The organism is Schleiferilactobacillus harbinensis DSM 16991 (assembly GCF_000425885.1).
GTDB lineage: Bacteria > Bacillota > Bacilli > Lactobacillales > Lactobacillaceae > Schleiferilactobacillus > Schleiferilactobacillus harbinensis.
In genome coordinates this window covers 1-15,979 of sequence record NZ_AUEH01000057.1, presented here as the reverse complement: position 1 = coordinate 15,979, position 15,979 = coordinate 1, and the positions used below count along the sequence as shown (strand labels likewise).

Sequence of the window (15,979 nt, the reverse complement as noted above, 5' to 3'; positions counted from 1 at the left end):
CCCCTTCGAGATGAGATTTCCCATTCCTTTAAGGAAGTAAGACCCCTGAGAGATGATCAGGTAGATAGGCTGGGAGTAGCAGCCCCGTGAGGGGTGGAGCGGACCAGTACTAATCGGTCGAGGACTTAACCAAGAGCGTACCGGAAGGTACGCACCTCAAAGAGTCACATTGGTGATTCGAAGAAAGACACTTCATGATGTCCAGTTTTGAGAGAACAAACTCTCAAATTTAAGTACAGTGGCGATAGCGAGAAGGAACTACCTGTTCCCATGCCGAACACAGAAGTCAAGCTTCTCAGCGCCGATAGTAGTTGGTGGGAAACTGCCTGCGAGGGTAGGACGCTGCTGTTCTTAATGGAGGCTTAGCTCAGCTGGGAGAGCGTCTGCCTTACAAGCAGAGGGTCACAGGTTCGAGCCCTGTAGCCTCCATTGAGTCGTTAGCTCAGTTGGTAGAGCATCTGACTTTTAATCAGAGGGTCGACAGTTCGAGACTGTCACGACTCATTGACCATGTCGCGGGTATGGCGGAATTGGCAGACGCGCTAGATTTAGGTTCTAGTGTCCTTTGGACGTATGGGTTCAAGTCCCTTTACCCGCATGCGTCAATCTGCCGACTTAGCTCAGTTGGTAGAGCATCTGATTTGTAATCAGAGGGTCGGGCGTTCGAATCGTCTAGTCGGCACTTTTTCATGCGGAAGTAGTTCAGTGGTAGAACATCACCTTGCCATGGTGGGGGTCGCGAGTTCGAATCTCGTCTTCCGCTTCATTGTATAATGCCGGGGTGGCGGAACTGGCAGACGCACGGGACTTAAAATCCCGCGGTGAGTGATCACCGTACCGGTTCGATTCCGGTCCTCGGCATACAATGACGCACCCATAGCGCAACTGGATAGAGTGTCTGACTACGAATCAGAAGGTTGTAGGTTCGACTCCTACTGGGTGCATCATCGGGAAGTGGCTCAGCTTGGTAGAGCACCTGGTTTGGGACCAGGGGGTCGCAGGTTCAAATCCTGTCTTCCCGATACCGGCATTAGTCAATACCGGTGCTTCATATTACACTATGGCGGTGTAGCTCAGCTGGCTAGAGCGTCCGGTTCATACCCGGGAGGTCGAGGGTTCGATCCCCCCCGCCGCTATTAAGACTTGAGCTTCCTGGACCTTTAGCTCAGTTGGTTAGAGCAGACGGCTCATAACCGTCCGGTCGTAGGTTCGAGTCCTACAAGGTCCATCTACCCCAGATGGATTTAGGTCATGTAGTATGCTATACTTTTTAACGTTATCGCGGGATGGAGCAGTCTGGTAGCTCGTTGGGCTCATAACCCAAAGGTCGTAGGTTCAAATCCTACTCCCGCAATTGGTCCCATGGTGTAGGGGTTATCACGCCTGCCTGTCACGCAGGAGATCACCGGTTCAAATCCGGTTGGGACCGTTAATGGCTCGGTAGCTCAGTTGGTAGAGCAATGGATTGAAGCTCCATGTGTCGGCAGTTCGATTCTGTCCCGCGCCATATCACTAAGATCATGCGGGTGTAGTTTAGTGGTAAAACGACAGCCTTCCAAGCTGTAGTCGCGAGTCCGATTCTCGTCACCCGCTTTGCACCCGATTAGTGATTCATGTTTTGGGCCTATAGCTCAGCTGGTTAGAGCGCACGCCTGATAAGCGTGAGGTCGATGGTTCAAGTCCATTTAGGCCCATTTTTTGGAGAAGTACTCAAGTGGCTGAAGAGGCGCCCCTGCTAAGGGTGTAGGTCGGGAAACTGGCGCGAGGGTTCAAATCCCTCCTTCTCCGTTGTCGGCCCGTTGGTCAAGTGGTTAAGACACCGCCCTTTCACGGCGGTAACATGGGTTCAAATCCCGTACGGGTCATGGCTAGACATTTGGAGGATTACCCAAGTCCGGCTGAAGGGAACGGTCTTGAAAACCGTCAGGTGGGAAACCACGCGTGGGTTCGAATCCCACATCCTCCTTTAAACTTAATATTATCGCGGGATGGAGCAGTCTGGTAGCTCGTTGGGCTCATAACCCAAAGGTCGTAGGTTCAAATCCTACTCCCGCAATTGGTCCCATGGTGTAGGGGTTATCACGCCTGCCTGTCACGCAGGAGATCACCGGTTCAAATCCGGTTGGGACCGTTAATGGCTCGGTAGCTCAGTTGGTAGAGCAATGGATTGAAGCTCCATGTGTCGGCGGTTCGATTCCGTCCCGCGCCATTTATCTGTTGGAGGAGTAGCGAAGAGGCTAAACGCGGCGGACTGTAAATCCGCTCCTTCGGGTTCAAAGGTTCGAATCCTTTCTCCTCCATATAGGGATATAGTTTAAAGGTAGAACTACGGTCTCCAAAACCGTCGGTGTGGGTTCAATTCCTACTATCCCTGTTGTCCCAGTAAGCACTGATGGCGGTATTGGTGAAGTGGTTAACACACCGGTTTGTGGTACCGGCACGCGTGGGTTCGATCCCCACATACCGCCTTTGATCGAGTGTTTGATCTTGCCGCAGTGCTTTCCTGGTGCATTTATGCTTATGGCGGTATTGGTGAAGTGGTTAACACACCGGTTTGTGGTACCGGCATGCGTGGGTTCGAGACCCACATACCGCCCTTTACTGGGATATAGCCAAGCGGTAAGGCAATGGACTTTGACTCCATCATGCGCTGGTTCGAATCCAGCTATCCCAATTCAAATACTTCTTGCGTCGATCATCATGATCTGGTAAGATATTTGAGGATTTGTTCCTTGGTGGCGGTATAGCCAAGTGGTAAGGCAGAGGTCTGCAAAACCTTCATCACCGGTTCAAATCCGGTTACCGCCTTTGCCTTAAAAGGCCAAGTATCACAGTGTTACTGATAATTATTATGCCGGTGTGGCGGAATTGGCAGACGCGCGGGACTCAAAATCCCGTGCCCGTTGAGGGCGTATCGGTTCGACCCCGATCACCGGTATTACGAAGAGAAGCGATGGCTTCTTTTTTTTTTTGCCGTCAGCCGTTGATTGAAATTACTCTTCCCGGTTGACCTTCGACCCCGGTCTAATGCTATGCTTACACCACCCAAAGGAGATGGTTGCATGAACATTCAAGAATTTGCGGAAGAGACTGGGTTATCAAAGGATACCCTGCGTCTGTACGAGAAGAAACAATTATTAATCCCCGCCCGGACACCAGGCAATTACCGCTGCTACAATCAGACGGACGCTGCGACAGCAAAAGTGATCATCAATTTGAAGCGGGCAGGGCTAAGCCTAGTCGAGTGCCAACAGGTACTTGCCTTGCAGCAGCGGCCAATCACGGCCGAGTGTCGCGGCGAGACGCTTGCCTTTATCCAGACGAAACGAACGGATGCCGCTGCGCAAGCGCGGTTCTACCAGGGTCTTCTGACCGTACTGGAGCGCATCAGTCAAGAAATCGAAAAACCAACCAAGAATCCGCAACAGGTCAACGACTTGATCAATAAAGTGGATGAGCTGGATGATTAAATCATTAATTGACAGTTTACGGTTCCTGGTCGAAATTACGACTGTCAGCTTGCTCATTTGGGCGGGTTGGCATTCTCCTTCGTTGGTTGGCCGGTTAATTGGCGGCGTTGCGCTCCCGATTGCGGTGCTGCTCGCCTGGGGGCGCTGGATGGCACCCAGGTCGCCATTTCAGCTGGTGGAGTGGCAACGGCTCATCGCAGAAATCGTCCTGTTTGGCGGCACGGCGATGGCTGCTGTTGCAATCGGCCAAACCCGATTGGCACTGAGCTACGGGGCAGTGGTACTCGTCAGCTTGTTGTTGACCCACGGGGTCCGCTAATGAATTGACACCCAGCGACGCTCTCAGTTGACTTGCCAGCAGCGGGTAGAGTTCTTGACTAAAATTGCCGGATTGAGTCAGCAACTTTAGCCAATCAGTTCAGTCCTCCCGATCAGCTTGATGCAGCGCCAGCAATCGCCGCTTCTGTTGTTCAAACTCGCTCGCCGTAATGATGCCATCGTCGGCCAAATCGTGAAACTGCCGTATCTCGTCGGCAATTGACATCGCTTGGGGTGCGCCAGTATCCGGGTCGTCACTGGCCAGATACATCGTGACGGCACTGGTCAGCGCACTGATCAACCCAATTCCGTTGAACATCAAGATCACCGCGGTGATTCGGCCTAGAATCGTGTGGGGTGAAATATCTCCATAGCCAACTGTCGTGGCCGTCACGATAGCCCACCAGACGGAGTTGCCGTAGCTTGTGCCTTCGGTAATTGAGTAGATGCCGGCGCCAACCAGGATCAATGCCAGCGAAAGCCAAAGATAATAAATGAGGCCGCTGCGATGAAGAAACGCATGCTGCTTCTTGGTCAGCATCCCAATGATACCAGCCAAGCGGGCGAAACGGGTTAAGCGAAACAGCCGCGTCAGTCGGACTAACCGAAAGATGCGGGCGAACCGAAAGAGCGAGAAAGCATAATTGAACGGAATAATGGCGAGCAGGTCGATTAAATTGTGCTTGAAAAAGTGCCATTTATCCTTTGCCCTAATGAATCGACAGATGTAGTCAATGGCAAAAACAATCAAGATGCCGTTATCAATCAGGGCATAAGGCCAGGCATCAATATCGATGCGGCCCATGTAATCTAGAACGATCAAGATGATGGAAATGATCGCCAGCAGCGCAAAAGCCACGGTATAGTATCGTTTGGCGAGAGCCGCTGCACGTTTCAATCTTTTCTGTTGCATATGTTCCTCCCCAGATATGCCGGCATAAGCCGCAAAAAAAGGCCTGCCGCTCACCGGCGGCAAACCCTTGATTCTTTACTCTTTACTGTCCCTGAATATCGCTGCGCAGGGTGGCCATATCGCCGCTGCTGGTGAGCTGCTGGTATTCGCGATAGGCTTGCAGCCAGTCGCCGTCAGCGACCGCGGTGCGCATGCCGCTGAATTGCGGGTGACTGAAGACAAAGCTGCTAAGCGCCTGCGCCTGAGTGTCTGACAAGCCTGTATTCTGTTGAATGAGCTTGGCCGCCGCCGATGATGATTGCGCAGCGTCCCGTACTTGCTGCATGGACGTGTTGCGCAGCCGGGAAACGGCTTCGGAAATCAATTCGTCCCCGGCCACACTGCCGGTCTTGGTACTGTCTAATTTCTTGATCAATTCATTCTTAGCGGCGGTATCCACCGGTGTGTCGCGGCCGCCCATGGCGCTGCGGAGTGCGTTATTTGTTTGAAACGGAAAGGCAATGACCAGGCCCACAAGGACCGCGACGACAATGAGAAAACCAATCAAGACTTTCGGCCAGCGCCGCTTTTTCTGCTTGGTTGGGTGGAGCCGTTGTTGACGAGAAGTGCTCAACGAATATCCTTCTTTCTGTGTTCCGGAGTGACTAAAAAGCACCGCTTATTATACCATGCTGGCCAATTGGCAAAACACCTTGCAATAAAGCGTCAGAAATGCGTAATGTAATCAGGTAGGAAAGACAAGGAGTGATGAAAATGGTTCAACGCTGTGCTTGGGCAACATCCGGAAACGAACTGATGCTGGCCTATCATGACCAAGAGTGGGGCCGGCCGCTGACGGATGAGCGGGCCTTATTTGAATTACTGTCGCTAGAAATGATGCAGGCCGGGCTGAGTTGGCAAACGGTATTGAATAAGCGGGCTTCTTTCAAAGAAGCCTTCGCCAATTTCCAAGTGGATCAAGTCGCGGCCTTCACCGCGGAGGACGAAAGCCGGCTGCTCGCTGATGCCGGAATCATTCGCAACCGGCGCAAGATTGCAGCCATCATCAACAATGCCCAAGTCATCCAGGATCTGCACCAAAATGGCACCACGCTGGCCGAGTTCCTCTGGGGCTACGTTCACGGTCAACCCATCGTGGGGCATTACCATCACGTTGATGAAGTCCCAACGACAACGCCCTTGGCGGTTCAAATTGCCAAGGATATGAAAAAACGCGGCTTTGCCTTCACCGGCCCGACGATCATCTATTCCTGGCTGGAAGCCGCCGGGGTAGTCAATGATCACCTGGTTGGGTGTTGCTGTTTTGCGGAAACCAGCCGCTTACAGCCTGAATTTGCGTAAAAGAATACCCTGTCCGCTGGATTACAGCGGCAGGGTATTTGCTTGCCTAAGCTAGGCGAATAATTCAGGTTTGCGCGATTTTAGAGCATCGTAAAAGCCGACATACGTCATCGACTGATATGGATACAGCCAAAAATAGGGGATAAACAGTAGTAAGAAGGTGAGTATCCACCAGCCCAGGAAACTGAGCTTCATGACGAAATACTGCCACTTAAAACCAGCCATCAATTGCCAACTGATCCGGATGGCAGTTAAGGCACCGCCCTTATTCGCATCCCGCAGGTCCTTCCAAACTAAGAAGGTCTGGGATAAACCAATATCCACAACGAGGAGTACGAAAAGGAGCACAAAATTGATTACATTAATGGCAGGATTATTGATCAGACCCAATAAAGTGGGGATACTGTCGATCAGTTGAATAACGATATAAGCAACCAACAGACCGCCGATATATTCCGGCCGAAAGCCGATCAAACTGCGCAGCAACGGGTTAAGCTGCCGCGGTTCCCGGCGCCACAGAGTGAGAAAGCCGATACTGGTGCTGGCACCCATCACCCCGGCTAGGAGAATAACAATGAGATCGGTGAGATTGGTACCGCCGCCGACACTGCTGGAGAATAGTGTCTGAGTCATCAAGGTACCGCTGGATTGCAATGCTTTGATGTTATCTGGTTGGGTATTGACGACCGCCATTGCGCCGATAATGGTGACGATCACCACGATGAACATGATTGCAATGGGCAAGAAACCGACCAAAATGGCTTCACCCCAATGCTTATGGAGCTTTTCCTTCGCTTGATTCTTCAATTGACCACGATCGATATGCATACTTTGCAATAAAATCGACCTCCTTTTCTTCCACTGACCAACTCTACCGAAGTTCACTGGACCGGTCAATGCGCGCAACCGGAAATCTCACCGGGCCGGCAGCAGTTCCGGCTTATAGTCCCGCAATTTTTCGTAAAAAGCGGCATAGGTCAGCTGCTGGTAAGAGACAATCCAAATTTGCGGGAGGAGCAGAGCGCCAAGTAAGTTCCAGCCGATAAAACTCAGCTGGAGAACGAAGTATTGCCACTTGAACCCGCTCATTAATTGCCAGCTGATGCGCAGAACGGCTAAGATATTGCCATGGCCGCTATCCCGCAGATCCATGGCGACGTAATACACCTGGGAAAGGCCCAGGCCGACGATGATTATGACGACGGCTAAGACCAGATACAGTGCTGCAAACCACCCCTTAGCGGTAGGCAGCAGCCCCAGCGGAAAATAATTAATCACGGAAAGCGTCATGTAGGTCAGAATGAAAAGCGGAAAATAGCGGGGCGAAAAGCCGAGCAGGCCGAGACGAAACGGCTGCGTGATTGGTTCTTTCTGCCGCAGCCAATAGAGATAACCCAAGCTGGTGCTGGCGGTGACGATATCGGCGGCTAATGATAGCAGCATTTCAGCCAGGGTATTGCCTAAATGGACAGAAGTCGGCCACAATAGCCGGTTGGCCAGTGTGTCAACGTGCATGATTTGATGGGTGGCCTGCTGCCAGCTCAGGACAGCGAGAAAAATCATCACCCCGAGAATGATCAGGGGCAGGAGACCAATCATGAAACCTTGACCCACGTGGTGACGGAGTTTGCGTTTTGCTATCCCTTTAATTTCTGAACGATCAATGTGCATCACGAATCCCTCCCTGGTCGCTATTATATCGATGCGGTCTAGCCGGGACAAGCATTTTCACACGACTGGCTTAAATCTTTCTTTAGCAGATGGCGCAAAAACTTCACGGTTTACTGACAGATTTTTTACTTGCGTTCGGTATAGTAAAGACAATCAAGCAAACGAGGTGAATGAAATGACACAACGTATTCCAGTAAGAATTGTATCGATCCAGGGCCAAACGATTTACGGGGTCGAAGAAGATGGCCATATCACCCGGGTGTTCCTGACGCCTAAGCAGGAAGACGATCCGCTGTATCTGCGGATCTTGCACCGCATCCAGCAATCGCAACTGTGGCTGGCAATGAATCCGCGGCATCAGCTGATGGATAATGGCTGGTTGTAGCTAATTCTTTTAAGAAATTTCTCTAGGTCAGGACCCGTTTCCGGGAACCTGGCCTTTTTATCCGCCTTGGGGTGCTTTATAATTCGGTCTTTGGTGCCATTTTTGCTGGCGGCGGCCTTGCTATAATCGGATTAACAAGTTGGCGAACAGCCAGAATGGAGGAACTGACCATGTTCCATTGGATTTGGGTCTTAATTGTCGGCGCCATCGTAGGCGCGATTGCCGGCGGAATCACGGGGCGCGGCGACAGAATGGGTTGTGTGACCAACATTCTGGCTGGTCTGGTGGGTGCTGGGGTCGGCCAGGCGTTGTTCGGCCACTGGGGCTGGCACGTCGCCGGCATGGCGGTGTTTCCCGCCATCATCGGCGCGGTGATCGTGGTCGCCGTGGTGTCTTTCTTCGTTGACCGGCGCTGATCGTTTCTTCTTACAATGCTGAAAGGCGGCTTTCACCGCCTTTTTTTCCATGTTATGCTATTGTATAGTTAGCTTTGTACAGTAGGAAACGGTTACACAGTCAATGAAGCAGGAGGACAAGCACGTGAACATTGGGTTATTTACAGACAGTTATTTCCCTCAGGTGAGCGGGGTAGCTACTTCAATTAAGACCCTGGCCACAAATTTAGAGAAGCGGGGGAATTCTGTCTACATCTTCACGACAACGGATCCCCATGTGGCGAAGGACGCCGTGGAACCCAATGTATTTCGGTTTTCGAGTATTCCCTTCGTCTCCTTTACGGATCGGCGCATTGCCGTGGGCGGCTTTATCCGCGGAGTGGAAGTGGCCAAGGATCTCAAATTGGACATCGTTCACACGCAAACGGAGTTTTCTTTAGGTTTGCTGGGCAAATACGTTGCTAAGCAGTTAGAAATCCCGGCGGTGCATACGTACCACACAATGTATGAAAATTACCTGCACTACGTCTTAAACGGTCATTTATTGCGGCCTTACCACGTGAAGCAGTATATGCGGGCGTATCTGGCCAACATGAACGGCGTCATTTGTCCCAGTGAAAAGACCCGGGAGTCGCTGATCGGGTACGGCATCAAGATTCCCATGCGGGTAATTCCCACTGGTGTCGATCTTAGTCAATACGAGCAGCAGCCCCAGCAGGATTTGCGGGCAAAGTGGCATTTGGCCCCGGACACGCCGGTGCTGCTGTCCCTCAGCCGAGTGGCATATGAAAAGAAAATTGATATTGTCCTTGGCGCTTTCCCCCAAATTCTTGACCAAGTGCCCCAGGCGGTGTTGATGATCGTCGGCGACGGCCCCGCTTTGGACGATTTGAAGCAGCAGGCTGAGGACCTGGGCGTGGCGGACCATGTGCTGTTCACCGGTGAGGTACCCCACACCCATGTGAACGATTATTACCACATGGCCAATGTGCTGGTGTCGGCCTCTGATACCGAATCACAGGGCTTGACCTATATTGAGGCGTTGGCAGCTAATTTGAAAGTCGTTACCCGGGCGGGCGAATACACCAACAGTCTGTTTGACGATCCGTCGTTGGGGATCACGTTCAGCGACACGCCGGAAATGGTTCGGGCCACGGTGGAATATTTGCGCCACCCGCACGCTTTTGACGATGAAACAACACGCCAGCGCAAGCTCTATGATATTTCAGCTGACCATTTCGGTGAGCAGGTGCTGTCATTTTACCGGACGGCCGAAGTTCACTATGCATCAATGGTTTATGACGAAGACGAAGATGGGGAGTTTTTTGAATGATTAAGATTCACATGTTTTCCTCGGCGACGAAGGTCGCGGGGCAGGGTGTCGGCAGTGCCTACACGGAGCTGATGGGATTGCTGAAACGTCATTTTCCCGATCAGTTTGACGTACGGGTGAATGATTATAGTGCCAGCGACATCAGCCACTATCACACGATCGACCCCCAATTTTTCTTGACGATGCATAAGAAAAAACGGGGGCGGCGGATCGGTTACGTGCATTTTTTGCCGGAGACGCTGAAAGGGTCGCTGTCGATTCCGTGGCCGGCGGATGAGGTGTTTTATAAGTACGTGATTGCTTTTTATAAGGCGATGGACCAGCTGGTGGTTGTTAATCCCAGTTTTATTCCAAAGTTAGCGGACTACGGTATCTCCGCCAGTACAGTGGAATATATCCCGAACTTCGTATCCCAGCAGGATTTCTATGCGTACACCCCGGATCAAAAACAAACGCTGCGCGCACAGCTTGGAATTCCGGCCAGCAAGTTTGTCGTCTTCGGCAATGGCCAAGTGCAGGAACGCAAAGGGGTGCGGGATTTTATTACCCTGGCTCAGACCCATCCGGACGTGCAGTTCATTTGGGCTGGGGGGTTCTCCTTCGGCCGCTTGACGGACGGGTATGAGGGGTTCAAAAAGGCGATCGACAATGCACCTCAGAATTTGACCTTCACGGGTATTATTCCCCGGGAAAAGATGCGGGATTATTACAATGTCGCCGATCTGTTCCTGCTGCCCAGCTATGATGAACTTTTCCCCATGTCGGTCCTGGAGGCTTTTGCCTGCGGGGTACCGGTGATGCTGCGGGATTTATCTTTGTATCACGCCATCATCAACAATCGCTACATCCCAACCGCTGACGTGACTGAGATGGCGACGCAGCTCGCCCGTGTGGCGGCTGATCCGAGTGCTCTGGCCCCTTGGCGGGCACAAGCCGTTGAGGCGGCCCAATACTATTCTGAAGACCGCCTGGCGGGCATTTGGTCTAAATTTTACACAACCCAAGCCGCTCTCGGTCAACGGACACGAAGAAGGACACCATGAGTCGAAAAAACAAACTCGCATTTTTCATCATGCTCGTGCTCAGCATGGGTATCCTGGTTTTCGAATTACGGACCATCAATATGGCCCATTTTTGGCGGGATCTGCTTCATCTTAACTGGTGGTGGCTGCTGTTTGCGGTAATCATTATGATTGGTCAGCTGTGTATCGAAGGCGTGATCATGCAGGTCCTGACAAATGATGAGAACACCCGCCTCAGTTATCACAACGCGGTGCGCGTACCCTTTATCGAGCAGCTGTTCAACAGTATTACACCATTCTCCTCCGGTGGTCAGCCGGCGGAATTGATTGCGATGATGCAGTCCGGTGTTGAAGCGGGCAAGTCCAGTTCACTGCTGTTGATGAAGTTCATCATCTATCAGCTGGCAGTCCTCGTGAACTTCGTGTTGACCATGGTGGTCGGCTTTTCTGCTGTCGCTCAGCAGTTTTCCGGGATCGCCTGGCTGATCCTCCTGGGTTTTGTGACCCATCTGTTCACGATTGCCACGCTGCTGATGATCATGTTCTGGTATCGGTTCACCAAGCGGCTCTTGCAAATCGTAATGAAGCCCGTGGGCTGGTTCATGTCGGCGGCTCGTTTTAACGAGTTGATGACGACGTTAGATCACAAGATCGATACGTTTTACGAAGAAAGCCAGCGATTGAAGCAAGAAAAGAAACGGGTGGTCAAAGCAGTTATTTTGACCATGGTCCAATTATTGATTTATTATAGTATTCCGTACTTCATCTTGCTGGCGCTGGGGCAAACGAATGCCAATCCGTTCAGCGTGATGTCGATGCACGTGATGATCGTCATGATCACCTCGATCTTCCCCATCCCAGGCGGGACGGGCGGTGCCGAGTACAGCTTCCGGACTCTGTTTGCTGCTTTTATCCCCAATGCCTCGCAATTAGTGCTGGGGATGCTGCTGTGGCGGTTCATCACTTACTATGTCGGGATGTTCTCTGGGGTGGTCATGCTGGCTGTACCAGCGCACAAGGATGCTCAGGTGGATAAAAGAAAAACGGCCGAAGTCGATAATAATGCCTAAAAACATGCATATTTATCTCCACATGTGCCCTGACATTTGTTAAACTGACAATGAAGCCTGAAGTGAAAGGGGCATGGGCATGGAAAGCTCACAATTAGTAGCGATCATTAATCGCCTGGACGCCATGATCAAAGAAGACGGCCAAGAAGAACGGACCCGTCGCTTTGAGATTGACGGTACCGAGAAGTGTGCCGTGACGTACGATCCCGCTTCCGATTCGTTTATGTTGGAAGAGTTCGACGCGCACCAATCATTCCAATTCGATAACATTGATCTTGTCGCCATGGAAATCTACGACCTGTTGTACGACTAAACAAGTTGGCGAGCCACGGGCACAATAGCTGGGACACGTCACATCGTTCCAGTTTTTTTGTATGCAGAGGGCGAAATCGACCGGTTAGAAGCGTAGGGATAGTGTCGGGAGGGCACAAACCCCGGTTTTGGGTTTTTGCCTTCCCGACACTATCCCCTAGCTTCTGGTCGATTTCGCCCGTTTAGGGGGAGGCTGGCGCCCTAGCTTCTGTCGGCCGAAGCCCGTTTAAGAGGGGAGGCCCCCGCCCCCGCGGACCCTTAAAAAATGCTTTAACTTCGTGTACCTGATGGGCAGATACGTTGTCAATCAGTGCGCACTCAGGTACAATTTCAACAGACTGTAAAGATTATGCACCATTACTTTAAATATCGAGCGTGGAGGAACATCTGATGAAAAATGCGTTACACGCAACACGTCGTTTTTTTAATTCCCGGTGGGGCTTCTTTCTGCTGGCGGTCGTGCTGTTTTGGATCAAGACAGTGTATGCCTACACGACAAAATTCAATCTCGGCGTCAAGGGCGGTATGCAATACCTGCTATTGGTATTGAACCCGCTGCCCACCACGCTCCTCCTGTTCGGCATTGCCTTGTACATGAAAGGGCGCAAGTCCTACATTGTGATGATCGTGATCGACCTGCTGACGTCCATGTGGCTGTTCGCTAATGCCCTTTACTACCGCGAGTTTTCCGATTTTCTGGGCATCAACTTGATCAAAGGGAGCGGGGCGGTTTCAAACAACTTAGGCACCAGTATTGTCGGTATTACCAAAGCGTCGGATTTTCTGCTATTCCTAGATGTGGCTATTCTGATTCTGCTGCTGGCATTCAAGGTGATCCGTATTGATGTGCATCCGTTAAAGATTCGCTATGCTTTAACCGTTACGGCCTTTGCTTTAGCCTTGTTCGGGTTGAATCTGACAATGGCCCAAAATGACCGCAGCGGATTGCTCACGCGGACCTTTGATAATAACTACATTGTTAAATATCTTGGGCTCAATGCCTACACGGTATACGACAGTGTAAAGGCGGCGCAAACCAGTGCCGTTCGTAATAAGGCAGACAGCTCGGACATGAAGAGTGTGCTGAAATACTTAAAGACCAGCCGAGTCGGGCCGAACACGGAGTATTACGGCAAGGCGAAGGGTAAGAATATCATCGTCATCCACTTGGAGTCGTTCCAGCAGTTTCTGATTGACTTTAAATGGGATGGGCAGGAAGTTACCCCGAACCTGAATAAGATCTATCACGCCAATGACACGCTGTCCTTCTCCAATTTCTTCCACCAGGTCGGGACCGGTAAAACTGCCGATGCTGAAATGATGATGGAAAATTCACTGTTCGGTTTGCCGGAAGGTCCTGCCATGGTGCAATATGGTACGACCAATACCTTCCAGGCCGCTCCGGCGATCTTTGATCAGAAGGGCTATACGACTGCCGCGTTCCATGGCGATGTGCCGTCTTTCTGGAATCGGGATAACACCTACAAGTCTTGGGGATACGATTTCTTCTTCAGTACGAATTATCTGCCCAAGAAAGCCAGTTACATGGAAAACTACGGGATGAAAGACAAGATCTTCATGCTGGAGTCGGCCAGCTATCTGGAGAAGCTGCCCCAGCCGTTTTATAGCAAACTGATCACCGTCACCAACCACTATCCTTATCCGTTGGATAAAGCGAATCAGTCCATCAGCAAGACTGATACCGGTGATAACACTGTGGACGGTTATGTACAGACTGCCCATTACCTGGACCAAGCCATCGGGGAATTTATGAGCTGGCTGAAGAGCAGCGGTATGGAAAAGAACACGATGGTTGTCTTTTATGGGGACCACTACGGCATTTCGGCCAACCATAAGAAAGCAATGGCCAAACTGACCAACAAGGACTCTTTCAACAACTATGACAATGCGATGTATCAGCGTGTACCGTTCATGATCCAAATGCCTGGTCTCAAGGGCGGTATCAACACCACTTTCGGTGGCGAAATCGATGCTCTGCCGACGATTCTGGATTTGGCTGGGGTACCGAACACTGATACGGTGCAATTCGGTCAGGATCTGCTGGCCACTAATCGCAACCAGATCGTGCCTTTCCGTAATGGGGACTTCGTGACACCGAAGTACACCAAAGTCGGGTCCACGTATTATGACACCAACACGGGGAAAGCTTTGAAACTGACCGATGCCCAGAAGGAAGAGATTGGCAAGATCAACAACCATGTTCAAACTGAGCTGTCTTTGTCAGATAAGGTCATCACTGGTGATTTGCTGCGTTTCTATAAGCCCAGCTGGTTTAAAAAAGTGGACAAGAGCGACTATAATTACAAGAAGAGTAAGGGGGATGCGCTGCTGAAGAAATTGCAGAAGGAATCGCCCACGAGTCTCTTCCAGAAGAATAATGACAAATCAACGATGGACAAGTACAAGACGAACGCGCCAGAGTTGAAGAGCAGCAGCAACTACAGCGAAACCGCCGATGGTGCCGCAGCCAGCAGCAGTTCGACCGATGACGCAGCCAGTGAATCCTCCGCGGCCAGCAGTTCGGCGAGCAGCAGCAGTGCCGACGCCAAGAGTTCGGCTTCGTGGAGTATGAGCAGCAGTTCCAGCAGTAAGTAGTTTTAGAAAGGATGAGGGCTATGGCCACAGAGACACTCAGTCCCAGTGCGTTGTTGAAAAAATCCCATGCGCGGGTGACCCCGCAGCGGGAAGCGATCTTAGACTTCCTCATGGGTACCGATTCCCATCCGACCGCCGATGATATTTACCATCATCTAGGCAGCCGCTTTCCCAATATGAGTGTCGCGACCGTATACAACAATTTGCGTACCCTGACTGGGTTGGGGCTGATCCAAGAGTTGTCTTACGGTGATAGTTCGTCCCATTTCGACTTTGTCGAGACAGCCCATTACCACGCTATCTGTCAGGTATGCGGCAAAATCTTCGATATGTACTATCCTGGATTGAACGAGATCGATACGATCACCGAGAACGCTACAGACTTCGCTGTGACTAGTCACCGGATCGAAGTCTATGGGATTTGCAAGGACTGCCAGAAGAAGCGGTCAGAGAAGAAAGCAGAGTAGTGTACGAGGCGCCGGCTTTAATAGCCGGTGCCTTTTTTCGACTGCAAGGCGTGGCAACAATTGTTTTTATCTTTTTTGAATTAATCGTTGTTCAGTGTTTATTGGAAATCGACGGGAACACGCCACCTGATATTCGGTTCGATGGTTGCTACAAGCAAACGATAGAAAACAAAAAACTCAGATCGTTCATATTTGCAGAAACCACATATCATATTCTTGTAAAAAGGGTGTTGACGAAGCGGGACTGGGCTGATAAGATATTATTCGTTGTCGTGATGAGCGACAGCGACGAAAGTGCGTCAGGACGCGGATGGCAACGATTAATTAAAAAATTAGATGTTGACATTCGAGTGTGTGCATGATATAGTAATTAAGCTGTTTTTTTACAGCGCAGGCCTTTGAAAACTGAACAAAGTTTTGACGAACGGATCACATATCTTCCTTCGGGAAGATAAGCAATCCCGCAAATGTATCGGTACTCAGCTTCGGCTGAGGCAACATTTGCGAATGTCAATTTCGCAAGCAAGTAAATTTATTGAGCCGCAAACTTTTAAATGAGAGTTTGATCCTGGCTCAGGACGAACGCTGGCGGCGTGCCTAATACATGCAAGTCGAACGAGGTTTGGTCAGTTTGCGGTGGTGCTTGCATCACCAATTACCGATCAA

At 51.0% G+C, this 15,979-nt stretch carries 16 protein-coding genes, 28 tRNA genes and 3 rRNA genes; 43 read left to right on the top strand and 4 right to left on the bottom strand.

The features are described from left to right. From H627_RS0113780 to H627_RS0113625, 32 genes are all read left to right on the top strand, one after another. Positions 1-133, top strand: a 23S ribosomal RNA gene (locus H627_RS0113780); the annotation flags it as partial. A gap of 101 nt (positions 134-234) precedes the next feature. Further along, positions 235-351: ribosomal RNA gene (gene rrf, locus H627_RS0113775) — 5S ribosomal RNA — on the top strand. Between the two features lie 5 nt (positions 352-356). Then, a tRNA-Val gene (locus H627_RS0113770) sits at positions 357-429 on the top strand. 2 nt (positions 430-431) lie between these two features. Continuing rightward, positions 432-504, top strand: a tRNA-Lys gene (locus H627_RS0113765). Positions 505-515: 11 nt separating this feature from the next. Then, a tRNA-Leu gene (locus H627_RS0113760) sits at positions 516-598 on the top strand. A gap of 11 nt (positions 599-609) precedes the next feature. Further along, positions 610-682: transfer RNA gene (locus H627_RS0113755), tRNA-Thr, on the top strand. A gap of 9 nt (positions 683-691) precedes the next feature. Continuing rightward, a tRNA-Gly gene (locus H627_RS0113750) sits at positions 692-763 on the top strand. A gap of 12 nt (positions 764-775) precedes the next feature. Next, positions 776-861: transfer RNA gene (locus H627_RS0113745), tRNA-Leu, on the top strand. Positions 862-870: 9 nt separating this feature from the next. Continuing rightward, positions 871-944 (top strand) — tRNA-Arg (locus H627_RS0113740). A 4-nt stretch (positions 945-948) separates the two neighbouring features. Next, positions 949-1,022 (top strand) — tRNA-Pro (locus H627_RS0113735). A 40-nt stretch (positions 1,023-1,062) separates the two neighbouring features. Continuing rightward, positions 1,063-1,136, top strand: a tRNA-Met gene (locus tag H627_RS0113730). An 18-nt stretch (positions 1,137-1,154) separates the two neighbouring features. Further along, positions 1,155-1,228 (top strand) — tRNA-Ile (locus tag H627_RS0113725). Between the two features lie 52 nt (positions 1,229-1,280). Beyond that, positions 1,281-1,354: transfer RNA gene (locus H627_RS0113720), tRNA-Met, on the top strand. A 2-nt stretch (positions 1,355-1,356) separates the two neighbouring features. Further along, positions 1,357-1,429, top strand: a tRNA-Asp gene (locus tag H627_RS0113715). A gap of 5 nt (positions 1,430-1,434) precedes the next feature. After that, a tRNA-Phe gene (locus tag H627_RS0113710) sits at positions 1,435-1,507 on the top strand. A 15-nt stretch (positions 1,508-1,522) separates the two neighbouring features. Continuing rightward, positions 1,523-1,593: transfer RNA gene (locus H627_RS0113705), tRNA-Gly, on the top strand. A 27-nt stretch (positions 1,594-1,620) separates the two neighbouring features. Beyond that, a tRNA-Ile gene (locus tag H627_RS0113700) sits at positions 1,621-1,694 on the top strand. Between the two features lie 6 nt (positions 1,695-1,700). Then, positions 1,701-1,788 (top strand) — tRNA-Ser (locus tag H627_RS0113695). Positions 1,789-1,793: 5 nt separating this feature from the next. Next, positions 1,794-1,865 (top strand) — tRNA-Glu (locus tag H627_RS0113690). Between the two features lie 13 nt (positions 1,866-1,878). Then, positions 1,879-1,966: transfer RNA gene (locus H627_RS0113685), tRNA-Ser, on the top strand. A 16-nt stretch (positions 1,967-1,982) separates the two neighbouring features. Further along, positions 1,983-2,056: transfer RNA gene (locus H627_RS0113680), tRNA-Met, on the top strand. Positions 2,057-2,058: 2 nt separating this feature from the next. Then, positions 2,059-2,131: transfer RNA gene (locus tag H627_RS0113675), tRNA-Asp, on the top strand. Between the two features lie 5 nt (positions 2,132-2,136). Beyond that, positions 2,137-2,209, top strand: a tRNA-Phe gene (locus H627_RS0113670). A gap of 10 nt (positions 2,210-2,219) precedes the next feature. Continuing rightward, a tRNA-Tyr gene (locus H627_RS0113665) sits at positions 2,220-2,300 on the top strand. Positions 2,301-2,303: 3 nt separating this feature from the next. Next, positions 2,304-2,374 (top strand) — tRNA-Trp (locus H627_RS0113660). Between the two features lie 21 nt (positions 2,375-2,395). Further along, a tRNA-His gene (locus tag H627_RS0113655) sits at positions 2,396-2,468 on the top strand. A 55-nt stretch (positions 2,469-2,523) separates the two neighbouring features. Next, positions 2,524-2,596 (top strand) — tRNA-His (locus H627_RS0113650). 6 nt (positions 2,597-2,602) lie between these two features. Next, positions 2,603-2,674 (top strand) — tRNA-Gln (locus tag H627_RS0113645). A 63-nt stretch (positions 2,675-2,737) separates the two neighbouring features. Continuing rightward, positions 2,738-2,808 (top strand) — tRNA-Cys (locus tag H627_RS0113640). Positions 2,809-2,853: 45 nt separating this feature from the next. Continuing rightward, a tRNA-Leu gene (locus H627_RS0113635) sits at positions 2,854-2,938 on the top strand. A 124-nt stretch (positions 2,939-3,062) separates the two neighbouring features. Next, complete coding sequence (locus H627_RS0113630) at positions 3,063-3,470, top strand: MerR family transcriptional regulator (protein WP_027829400.1); 408 nt, start codon at positions 3,063-3,065, stop codon at positions 3,468-3,470. Further along, on the top strand, positions 3,463-3,789 hold the full coding sequence (locus H627_RS0113625; protein ID WP_027829399.1) for a YrdB family protein: 327 nt from the start codon (positions 3,463-3,465) through the stop codon (positions 3,787-3,789). The genes H627_RS0113630 and H627_RS0113625 overlap by 8 nt, the downstream gene beginning before the upstream one ends. Before the next feature lie 99 nt (positions 3,790-3,888). On the opposite strand, the gene H627_RS0113620 is transcribed toward H627_RS0113625, so the two are convergent. Further along, positions 3,889-4,701, bottom strand: coding sequence for an ion transporter (locus H627_RS0113620; protein WP_027829398.1), 813 nt, complete (start codon positions 4,699-4,701; stop codon positions 3,889-3,891). A gap of 82 nt (positions 4,702-4,783) precedes the next feature. Then, on the bottom strand, positions 4,784-5,314 hold the full coding sequence (locus H627_RS0113615; protein WP_027829397.1) for a DUF4179 domain-containing protein: 531 nt from the start codon (positions 5,312-5,314) through the stop codon (positions 4,784-4,786). 134 nt (positions 5,315-5,448) lie between these two features. On the opposite strand from H627_RS0113615, the gene H627_RS0113610 reads away from it, so the two are divergent. Further along, the gene (locus H627_RS0113610) at positions 5,449-6,042 is read left to right on the top strand and encodes a DNA-3-methyladenine glycosylase I (RefSeq protein WP_027829396.1); all 594 of its coding nucleotides are present in this window, start codon (positions 5,449-5,451) and stop codon (positions 6,040-6,042) included. 51 nt (positions 6,043-6,093) lie between these two features. On the opposite strand, the gene H627_RS0113605 is transcribed toward H627_RS0113610, so the two are convergent. Both H627_RS0113605 and H627_RS19480 read right to left on the bottom strand, forming a co-directional pair. Continuing rightward, positions 6,094-6,870 (bottom strand): DUF975 family protein, encoded by a 777-nt coding sequence (locus H627_RS0113605; RefSeq protein ID WP_226999244.1) that lies wholly within the window; start codon positions 6,868-6,870, stop codon positions 6,094-6,096. Positions 6,871-6,957: 87 nt separating this feature from the next. After that, positions 6,958-7,713, bottom strand: coding sequence for a DUF975 family protein (locus H627_RS19480; RefSeq protein ID WP_027829394.1), 756 nt, complete (start codon positions 7,711-7,713; stop codon positions 6,958-6,960). Between the two features lie 175 nt (positions 7,714-7,888). On the opposite strand from H627_RS19480, the gene H627_RS0113595 reads away from it, so the two are divergent. The 10 genes from H627_RS0113595 to H627_RS0113550 form a co-directional block, all read left to right on the top strand. Next, positions 7,889-8,098 (top strand): hypothetical protein, encoded by a 210-nt coding sequence (locus H627_RS0113595; protein ID WP_027829393.1) that lies wholly within the window; start codon positions 7,889-7,891, stop codon positions 8,096-8,098. A gap of 170 nt (positions 8,099-8,268) precedes the next feature. Beyond that, entirely contained in the window at positions 8,269-8,514 is a 246-nt protein-coding gene (locus H627_RS0113590; protein ID WP_035441142.1) for a GlsB/YeaQ/YmgE family stress response membrane protein, read from the top strand. A 124-nt stretch (positions 8,515-8,638) separates the two neighbouring features. Continuing rightward, entirely contained in the window at positions 8,639-9,826 is a 1,188-nt protein-coding gene (locus H627_RS0113585; RefSeq protein WP_027829391.1) for a glycosyltransferase family 4 protein, read from the top strand. Further along, entirely contained in the window at positions 9,823-10,869 is a 1,047-nt protein-coding gene (locus H627_RS0113580; RefSeq protein ID WP_027829390.1) for a glycosyltransferase family 4 protein, read from the top strand. Before H627_RS0113585 ends, H627_RS0113580 begins: the two co-directional genes overlap by 4 nt. Continuing rightward, entirely contained in the window at positions 10,866-11,918 is a 1,053-nt protein-coding gene (locus H627_RS18460; protein WP_051225448.1) for a lysylphosphatidylglycerol synthase transmembrane domain-containing protein, read from the top strand. Before H627_RS0113580 ends, H627_RS18460 begins: the two co-directional genes overlap by 4 nt. 79 nt (positions 11,919-11,997) lie before the next feature. Beyond that, entirely contained in the window at positions 11,998-12,231 is a 234-nt protein-coding gene (locus H627_RS0113570; protein WP_027829389.1) for a YkuJ family protein, read from the top strand. Between the two features lie 389 nt (positions 12,232-12,620). Further along, a complete protein-coding gene (locus H627_RS18455) occupies positions 12,621-14,846 on the top strand; it encodes an LTA synthase family protein (RefSeq protein ID WP_081674934.1) in 2,226 nt (741 codons plus the stop codon). Between the two features lie 20 nt (positions 14,847-14,866). Next, positions 14,867-15,313, top strand: coding sequence for a Fur family transcriptional regulator (locus H627_RS0113560; RefSeq protein ID WP_027829388.1), 447 nt, complete (start codon positions 14,867-14,869; stop codon positions 15,311-15,313). Beyond that, positions 15,313-15,675, top strand: coding sequence for a hypothetical protein (locus H627_RS0113555; protein ID WP_027829387.1), 363 nt, complete (start codon positions 15,313-15,315; stop codon positions 15,673-15,675). Before H627_RS0113560 ends, H627_RS0113555 begins: the two co-directional genes overlap by 1 nt. A 188-nt stretch (positions 15,676-15,863) precedes the next feature. Further along, positions 15,864-15,979, top strand: a 16S ribosomal RNA gene (locus H627_RS0113550); the annotation flags it as partial.

Coding starts and splice junctions, on each gene's coding strand:
- H627_RS0113595 (WP_027829393.1), top strand. CDS start 7,889: ATGACACAACGTATTCCAGTAAGAATTGTATCGATCCAGGGCCAAACG.
- H627_RS0113610 (WP_027829396.1), top strand. CDS start 5,449: ATGAAAATGGTTCAACGCTGTGCTTGGGCAACATCCGGAAACGAACTG.
- H627_RS18460 (WP_051225448.1), top strand. CDS start 10,866: ATGAGTCGAAAAAACAAACTCGCATTTTTCATCATGCTCGTGCTCAGC.
- H627_RS0113580 (WP_027829390.1), top strand. CDS start 9,823: ATGATTAAGATTCACATGTTTTCCTCGGCGACGAAGGTCGCGGGGCAG.
- H627_RS0113625 (WP_027829399.1), top strand. CDS start 3,463: ATGATTAAATCATTAATTGACAGTTTACGGTTCCTGGTCGAAATTACG.
- H627_RS0113630 (WP_027829400.1), top strand. CDS start 3,063: ATGAACATTCAAGAATTTGCGGAAGAGACTGGGTTATCAAAGGATACC.
- H627_RS0113605 (WP_226999244.1), bottom strand. CDS start 6,870: ATGCATATCGATCGTGGTCAATTGAAGAATCAAGCGAAGGAAAAGCTC.
- H627_RS18455 (WP_081674934.1), top strand. CDS start 12,621: ATGAAAAATGCGTTACACGCAACACGTCGTTTTTTTAATTCCCGGTGG.
- H627_RS0113570 (WP_027829389.1), top strand. CDS start 11,998: ATGGAAAGCTCACAATTAGTAGCGATCATTAATCGCCTGGACGCCATG.
- H627_RS0113620 (WP_027829398.1), bottom strand. CDS start 4,701: ATGCAACAGAAAAGATTGAAACGTGCAGCGGCTCTCGCCAAACGATAC.
- H627_RS19480 (WP_027829394.1), bottom strand. CDS start 7,713: ATGCACATTGATCGTTCAGAAATTAAAGGGATAGCAAAACGCAAACTC.
- H627_RS0113560 (WP_027829388.1), top strand. CDS start 14,867: ATGGCCACAGAGACACTCAGTCCCAGTGCGTTGTTGAAAAAATCCCAT.
- H627_RS0113590 (WP_035441142.1), top strand. CDS start 8,269: ATGTTCCATTGGATTTGGGTCTTAATTGTCGGCGCCATCGTAGGCGCG.